Below are 7,832 nucleotides of genomic sequence, written 5' to 3'. Positions count from 1 at the left end.
CTTTTTAATTCAAGTGGTGTTTAGGGAACGAAAAAACCCAGAAACCGTTGTGGTTACTGGGTTTTTCGGGCTGTCATCTATTTTGGTAGCCAACCATGGTTGCGGAGGCCGGATTTGAACCAACGACCTTCGGGTTATGAGCCCGACGAGCTACCAGGCTGCTCCACTCCGCGATATTTATCTATAGCTATATAATAACATATAATGATTTTATTGTCAATATGTTTTTATAAATAAAAAATAAAAATATATTGACAATAAACGAGATAAATTTCCTTTTTAAAACAATAGGAGAGAAAATTTTATTCTTATTCTGAGGTTAAAATCTCTCTTTTTAATTTGTTTAAAATTTTCTTTTCAAGTCTTGAAATATATGATTGTGATATGTTTAACATCTGCGCTACTTCTTTTTGAGTATATTCTTTTCCGTCTGTAAAGCCAAAGCGCAAATTCATAATTTCACGCTCTCTTGGCAAAAGCTTATCCAAAGCATCCTTTAAAAGCTTTGATTCTACCTCTTTTTCTATATCTTTATGTACTATATCGCTATCAGTTCCCAAAATATCGGAAAGTAAAAGCTCGTTTCCGTCCCAGTCAACGTTTAAAGGCTCTTCTATGGAAATTTCACATTTCTGAGCAGTGTTTTTTCTTAAATACATCAAAATTTCATTTTCAATACAACGGGAAGCATATGTGGCAAGCTTTATATTTTTATCAAATTTAAAAGTATTTACCCCTTTGATAAGTCCGATAGTACCTATAGAAACTAAATCCTCTATGCTTATTCCTGTATTTTCAAAACGCTTAGCGATATATACAACAAGGCGTAAATTACGCTCAATAAGAATGTTTTTTGCTTGCTGATTGTTTTGTTGTAAAAGAATAGTATAATGTTGCTCCTCAGAAGCTGAAAGAGGCGGGGGAAGGGTATCATGTCCGTTTACGTAATATACGCTGTTAAGCTTAAAAAGCTTTTTAAAAAATAATTGTATTTTTAATAATAAGTTTTTCATTTGTAGTTGCATCCTTTCTATGCTAACAGCATATTGTATTCATCGGTAAGGGAAAGCTTTTTTGAAACTAAGCCTATAAGAGCATCTGTTTCATAGCTTTTATTCTCTCTGTGTATTATAATTTTATCGGGCTTTAAACAAACAATTAAATCCCCTGTGGAAAAAGCTGAGCTGACAGGCAAAATCCGTAAACCCTTAAGCTGTTCACTTGTAAGAGTGTCGATATTTCCTGAAATTATTTTTAAATATACTTCTTTTTGAAAAAGATTTTCAAATATATTAGCTTGTGCAATAAAAACAGGCAGACCGGTCAGAAAATCTCTGAGTAAATTACCTGTATCGTACAGTCCTTCGAGTGTAAAGGTGTTTCCTTTTACAGAAATATCTACTGTGTAAATAAGATTTTTTTTAAGAGTTTCGTTATTGATATGTGCATATGTCATTAACAGCAAAACAGCTACTGCACATATAGCAAGACAATAGATAGGCGGAAGGTTAAAATATGTAATTCCGTTAGATAAAGAGATAAAGCTTGAAAAAGATGTTAAATTATATATAAGATATGTACAGCCGCCTAATATGCTTGAAGCAATCAAAAAGAAAACGGAGCTTTTTATATATTGTCTAAAGCTTTTTGGCTGAAAAATAATAAAAATAATTATAAGTAAAAAAAGAATATTCAGTATTGAGGATAAATAAAAGGGGAGAGGTATATAGAAAATAACTGTACTGTATAAAGCACCCAAAGCAGAAAAAATAATAAATCGTAACTTTTTAATTCTTTTTTTCATAAGAATACAGGAACAAATAAGTATAAGCAAATTACCTGAAAAACAGTTTAAAAATAAAATATCTGCATAAACTTCAAATACCATTAAATTTTATTCACCCTATTTGAGTATACAACTTAAACAGAGTGAATTTTGTCATAATTAAGAAGCTGAAAAAAATAAGCCGACTTTTTCTGTCGGCTTATTCATCGTAAGTATCAAGAAAGCTGTGAAGCTCCCCATTTTTTTTATATCCCAATATAGTGCCTAAGTTAACATAGTGCGTGCTTTTAAAGATATTTTTATCTATAAGCTCGCTGGTGGCTCTGAATTGCTTTATAAGACGTTTCATTTCAAGACGTTTGGAGCTTTCTTCGTGTTCATTTTTGTTTTGTTGAGTGAATTTACAAGCACACTGTAAAAAAGAAAGACCGTTATACTGTGCCCAAGAAATTATATCGTCTTCACGCACATAATAGAGAGGACGGATAAGCTCCATACCTTCAAAATTAGTGGAGTGTAATTTCGGCATCATAGTTTTAAATTCGCCGCCGTAAAGCATACTCATAAGGACAGTTTCAATAACGTCGTCAAAATGATGTCCCAAAGCAATTTTGTTACAGCCAAGCTCCTTTGCTTTTTTGTAAAGATGTCCACGTCTCATTCTTGCACAAAGATAGCAGGGCGATTTTTCAATGTTTAATACCGCTTCGAATATGTCACTTTCAAATAGTGTAATAGGTACGTTAAGCAGCTTTGCATTTTCGATGATTTTTTTGCGGTTTTCAGGACTGTAACCAGGGTCCATAACCAAGAAAACAAGCTCAAAGCGTTTGTTTCCGTGACATTGAAGCTCCTGCATACATTTTGCAAGAAGCATAGAATCTTTACCGCCGGAAATGCAAACAGCAATTTTATCTCCTTCGTCTAAAAGCTTATAATCTGTTACAGCTCCGGTAAAGCTATTAAAGATAGTTTTTCTGTATTTTGTTATTATACTTCTTTCAACTTCTTTGTAAAATTCCATATGTAAATCCTTGTATTTTATTTAAAAAGATAATACTCCTGTCCGAAATATATTATATTCAGACAGGAGCATTTGTTAGTCTTGATTGTCAGAATTCTTTTTATCTTTTTTAATCAAATCTTTAAAAGTATCAAAAGCATCGGGAATCATTCCTACAAGGCGTTCAACAGCAGTTGAAGCTGCTTCGTTAACCTGTAAAAGACGAACCTGAGAATTGGATGCAATAAGAAAAGCAATAGGAGTAATTGTTATTCCTGCGCCGCTTCCGCCTCCGAAAAGATTGTTGTCAACGCTTGTTTTTGCCTGAAAATCAGAGCCGCCGGAAGCAAAACCAAAGGTTACCTTAGATACAGGGATAATAACGGTACCGTCAGGAGTAGTTATTGCATCTCCGATAATTGTATTAACATCAACCATGTCTTTAATGTTTTCCATAGCAGTTTGCATAAGTCCTTGAATAGGATGCTGTTCCATAATTTAAAATTCCTTTCTTATTTATATTTAAGTTTTATCTTTTTTTAAAATAACAGCTAAAGCTTTAATTGCAATTACAATATAAGTAATTACTCTTGCAGAAATTTTCCCTGAATATTCTACCTTTGCAGTTTTCCCATTATAAACGGGATTTATTAGTATTTGAGGTGGATTTATTATAAAAATATTTTGCAACGGTCCTAAAACAGAATATACAGCGGCATAACAGGTCCCGCATAAAATAGCTGTCTGTGCGGCATCTCCTGTGCCTATCTCCGCCGTAAGCTTAAAATCTGATATTGTCAGCTTGTGCTTTATTATTTTAATAAAATCGGTAAGATGAAATACTGCTTTTTTGACACTTGAAATTACGTCAAGGTTTTCATCTGTTTTATCTTTAGTTTCGGATTTTTTTTGCTTTTTAGGAGAAACAGGAAAAACCTTTATTTTAAAAAATAAAAATTTAATGATAATTCTTAGCTTGTCTTTATCGTCGTAGATAATAACACCGCTTAATTTTGAAAAGAGAATAATGAAAATAAGAAAAAGGAGAACGGCTGAAATTATTAAAAATATTTTCAAGCCAATATCCGCCCCTTTCTATATGTTTAATTTAAGTATTCCCGATTTTATGGAAAAAATTACATCATATTTTCATTGTCAGCTGTTGGTCCTCGTTGGGATTTGCAAGCTCAGGCAAATCAGGAAGCTCTTCTAAAGAGGAAATTCCAAAGCAACGAAGAAAATTAGGTGTTGTACCGAAAAGCAAGGGCCTTCCAGGTGCATCAAGACGTCCCTTTTCTTCAACCAGTTCTTTTTCGACTAAATTTGCCACAACTGCCGAACATTCAACGCCACGGATTTGTTCCACAAAGCCTCTTGTAACAGGCTGATTGTAAGCAATTATTGACAGAACCTCAAGGGAAGCAGGGGAGAGAATAATGTTTCTGCGATTGTTAAGAGCTTTTTTTACATAAGGAGCAAACTCAGCTTTTGTAATAAGCTGATATTTATCCTCAAGCCGCACAAGCATTATTCCTCTTGAAACATCGTCCTTGTATCTGTTTTCAAGGGTTTCCAAAATAGCCTGCATATCTGAAAGCTCCATATCGCAGGCATTGGATAAACGGGTTATTGATATTGGTTCACCTACCGCAAAGAGAATACTCTCCACAGTGGCACAGGCAGTATTGATATTCATTAAATTACCATATAATACCGAAAAGCTTTTCGGTACCGTTTCTTAGTGGATTACGGAAGCCATATTTTAAGAATTTTTAACCTTCTCCGCAAGACGCATCTCGTCATTGTCAACGGAAATTCTGCGATTTTTGGCAAGCTCAAGAATTGCAAGAAAGGTTGCAACAATTTCAGAACGGCTTTTTGAACTTTCAAAAAGAGAAAGAAAAGGAATTTTCTTTTTGAAAAGTAACTGTCTTAAAAGTGAAATTGCCTTACGGGATACAGAATAAACAGTATGTCCCACAATTCCTTTAAAAGAGGTAACAGGAGGCGGAAGCCTTCTTTTAACCTTTCTGACTGCGTTCAAATAAGCATCGTAGAGCTCGTCGGGAGAATGAGAATTTGAATATGTATTATCGGGAACGATTTTCTCAGGCTCTTTTACAAAGGTGGAATTAAGAGGCGCAGACATTTCCTTCATAGTGCCTGATACTTCTTTGTAACGTTTGTATTCAAGAAGCATACGTACCAAAAGGTCTCTGGGGTCCTCTTCCTCTTCATCCTCATACTTGGGAAGCAGCATTTTTGATTTGATATATATAAGCTGCGAAGCCATAGCAAGAAAATCGGCAGTAACCTCCATATTCATATCATTCATAGAGTCAATATACGCCATATATTGTTCTAAAATCTGAGCGATAGGAATATCGTAAATATTAACTTTGTTCTTGGAAATAAGGTGAAGCAACAAGTCAAGAGGTCCTTCAAAGACCTGAAGCTTGAAAGAGGGCTTTTCCATAGTATAAACCAAAGCCTTTCGTTGAATAAAACTAATTTACATTGATTGTGATATATTTGGAATTAAGATTTAAACGTTCAGCAAGAATTTCGGAAACGTTGAATTTAAGGCTTTCGCCGGAATTTACTGTAAAGGTAAAGGTTGAGTATCTGTCCAAAGCATCTTGGTTGAAATTCTGTGAAGAAACCTCTTTACCCAAAGAAGAGGTGACAACGTGCTTATAATAATGGTCATTATTATCAAAGCCTGTTACAGAGCCCATCATATGCATTTGCATAGGTAAAACACGTTCTTTTTCCGTTTCACGTACAGTGATTGTAACTGTGCCGGGTTTTACAGATACTGAGTTTGAAGTAACGGGCTGTCCGTTGATTTCCAATGCATATGACCAATAGGATTTTTCAAGCTCAACAACGTCTTCGGTAGCAATCTCATTTTTAAGAGTGTCTTCTGTGTATTTATCGTTGGATTGCTTAAGTAAATCAACATTGTCAAGAATAGATATAGAGTTTTGTATTTCTTTTAAAATGTAATCCTTTTGAGATTGTAAGCTGGAAAGCTGACGGCCGAAGGAAATAATAACGGCAATCAAAACAAGGGATAAAAACCAGAAAATAGCAGAAAGAATTATTTTAACCTGAAGAAAGCGCTGTGCTTTTTTTAATGCGTCCATATTATTCCCTCCTCCTTAATTATATATGATTTCAAAAAAGTTTTGGCCAAATTCAACACGTCCTGAAAGGTCATCAGAGAAAAAGACTGTTATAATATCGCCTTTTTGAATATCGGTGTAGGTGAAATAAGCATTAGTGGCAAGATTTTTTGAAGATATTGTTTTTTTGTATTCTTTTTTACCGCAGGTAATTCTTACAGAGTTTGAAAAATCTTCAAAGCTACCTGTGAAATCTTTAACTCTTCCAAGGTTAAGAATATTTTTGGGAAGACCGCTATCCTTGATTGTTTCAACAAGACCTATAGAAACAGTAGAGCCGCTGACATAAACAACATCCTCGTTTTGAACGACCTTTCCGTTAACGGTGAAAACATAAGAATAATTTCTCTTTGCAATTTCAGTAAGCTGATTTTCTGAAAATGCAGAGTTCATTATGGTTTCAAGATATTTAAGGTTTTCATTATTGATTTTAGTAGTATAGTCATTGAGAGTAACGGTGTTTTTGTTGTTTTCCTCAGTAACTGTTTTTATCTGACCTGTTACGTTGCCGAGATAATTTACGGAGAAAACAGCTAAAGCAACAAAAACAATAGCTGATAATATTAAAACCAAAAGCCATATACGGTTATTGATTTTAACTCCGGCAGATTTGCTTTTCATAAAGTTCAATCCTTTCGGTAAAAATAATTATACTTATAAAACATACTTTATATATAATAACATATTTTAAAATCTTTTGCAATTGTTTTATTTTTAATTATATTGTCCGAAGTCGTGCGCCGCCTGATACATAGCAATAACGTTTTCCGTAGGTGTGTTATCTTGTATAAGATGGGTAGGTGCGAAGTGATATCCGTACCCTTTTTTCATAATTTCTAAGGTTTTTTTGCAATATTCACGGGTTTCTTCGGCAGTGCCGTAAGCTAAAGGACCTGCAGTAGAGATACATCCTCTGTAGCAAAGCTTGTTGCCAAAGGTTTTCTTTAAATATTCAGGGGACATATTAGTTGCTTCAGGCTGTAAGGTATCTACGGCATCAATTCCGAGTTCAATGAAATCGTTGTAAGCCCAGGAAGAGCTTCCGCAAGTATGTATAATTGTAAACACATTGTAAGCTTTTGCTAAGTCTACAAATTTTTTCTGTATAGGCTTAATATGTTTTCTGTAAAGCTCAATGCTTATCATAGGAGTATGCTGTGTTCCTAAATCTTCACCGAGCCAAAGAAAATCTATTTTGCCCTTACATTTATCAAGAGTACGCTCCATAAGCTTCAGTTGGAAATCGGCACGTTTTTTTATCAGATATAGAGCAGGCTCGTGATCCAAAGCCAAATTACACAGCATATCCTCAACGCCCATAATTCTGCCGTTGGAGTTTAAAATATCGGGAGTTCCTGAATTGCCGATAAAAATACCGTATTGGTTATCATAGTGATTTACAACATCAAGACAATAATCATAATCAAAGTCGTCGGGATTTGGTACAGGAAAATTATAAAAAACTTCATCATCTGCATCTCTAAGAGGAAAATCGCAAAAATCCCAATATCCTCCTGTTTCGTGCTCTACCCAACGCATTATACAGCCTTCTAAGGGGTCAACTCTTCTGTTTGGCGGAGCTGTAAATAATTCAGGTCCTATGTATGGAGCTGCAACTGAACGGTAATCTACTCCTAAAGCCTGAAACACTTTTTCGTAATCTCCGTCAGGAATGCCTAAAGCTTTTGACAAACGCATATGAATATTCGGATTTGCTTCGTAGCCTATTGTAACACGGTCTGTTTTTTCGTGATTAAAGGTTCTTATAACACGTTCTTTCGATGACATAGTTTCCTTGCTTTTTATAATTTGCATAATAATACTCCTTTAAAAGACTGGCTTATGTAACCGGCTG

Annotated in this window: 10 protein-coding genes and 1 tRNA gene; all 11 read right to left on the bottom strand. The window is 34.6% G+C overall.

All coding sequences use genetic code 11. From position 1 onward, the window contains the following. Positions 1–96: 96 nt before the first annotated feature. The 11 genes from E7480_03810 to E7480_03760 all read right to left on the bottom strand — a co-directional run bounded on the left by E7480_03810 (position 97) and on the right by E7480_03760 (position 7,792). Positions 97–173 (bottom strand) — tRNA-Met (locus tag E7480_03810). Between the two features lie 135 nt (positions 174–308). Next, positions 309–1,013 (bottom strand): RNA polymerase sporulation sigma factor SigE, encoded by a 705-nt coding sequence (sigE, locus tag E7480_03805; protein ID MBE6903714.1) that lies wholly within the window; start codon positions 1,011–1,013, stop codon positions 309–311. A gap of 17 nt (positions 1,014–1,030) precedes the next feature. Then, complete coding sequence (locus E7480_03800; GenBank protein ID MBE6903713.1) at positions 1,031–1,888, bottom strand: hypothetical protein; 858 nt, start codon at positions 1,886–1,888, stop codon at positions 1,031–1,033. Between the two features lie 97 nt (positions 1,889–1,985). Then, entirely contained in the window at positions 1,986–2,810 is an 825-nt protein-coding gene (locus tag E7480_03795) for a tRNA 2-thiocytidine biosynthesis protein TtcA (GenBank protein MBE6903712.1), read from the bottom strand. A gap of 75 nt (positions 2,811–2,885) precedes the next feature. Beyond that, complete coding sequence (gene ytfJ / locus E7480_03790) at positions 2,886–3,284, bottom strand: sporulation protein YtfJ (protein ID MBE6903711.1); 399 nt, start codon at positions 3,282–3,284, stop codon at positions 2,886–2,888. 27 nt (positions 3,285–3,311) lie between these two features. After that, entirely contained in the window at positions 3,312–3,872 is a 561-nt protein-coding gene (locus E7480_03785) for a DUF2953 domain-containing protein (protein ID MBE6903710.1), read from the bottom strand. A gap of 58 nt (positions 3,873–3,930) precedes the next feature. Beyond that, positions 3,931–4,485 carry an SMC-Scp complex subunit ScpB gene (gene scpB / locus E7480_03780; GenBank protein MBE6903709.1) on the bottom strand — a complete coding sequence of 185 codons (555 nt, stop codon included), beginning with the start codon at positions 4,483–4,485 and terminating at the stop codon, positions 3,931–3,933. Between the two features lie 66 nt (positions 4,486–4,551). Next, on the bottom strand, positions 4,552–5,265 hold the full coding sequence (locus tag E7480_03775; protein MBE6903708.1) for a serine protease: 714 nt from the start codon (positions 5,263–5,265) through the stop codon (positions 4,552–4,554). A gap of 31 nt (positions 5,266–5,296) precedes the next feature. Further along, entirely contained in the window at positions 5,297–5,938 is a 642-nt protein-coding gene (locus E7480_03770; GenBank protein MBE6903707.1) for a hypothetical protein, read from the bottom strand. Positions 5,939–5,953: 15 nt separating this feature from the next. Beyond that, positions 5,954–6,598, bottom strand: a complete 645-nt coding sequence (locus E7480_03765; protein ID MBE6903706.1) for a hypothetical protein — start codon at positions 6,596–6,598, stop codon at positions 5,954–5,956. 93 nt (positions 6,599–6,691) lie between these two features. Further along, positions 6,692–7,792: a hypothetical protein gene (locus E7480_03760; GenBank protein ID MBE6903705.1), complete on the bottom strand. Its 1,101-nt coding sequence runs from the start codon at positions 7,790–7,792 to the stop codon at positions 6,692–6,694. Between the last annotated feature and the right edge of the window lie 40 nt (positions 7,793–7,832).

It is taken from the genome of Oscillospiraceae bacterium, from assembly GCA_015067255.1.
In the GTDB taxonomy this organism is placed as follows: domain Bacteria; phylum Bacillota; class Clostridia; order Oscillospirales; family SIG519; genus SIG519.
This window is presented reverse-complemented; position numbering and strand designations above follow the sequence as displayed.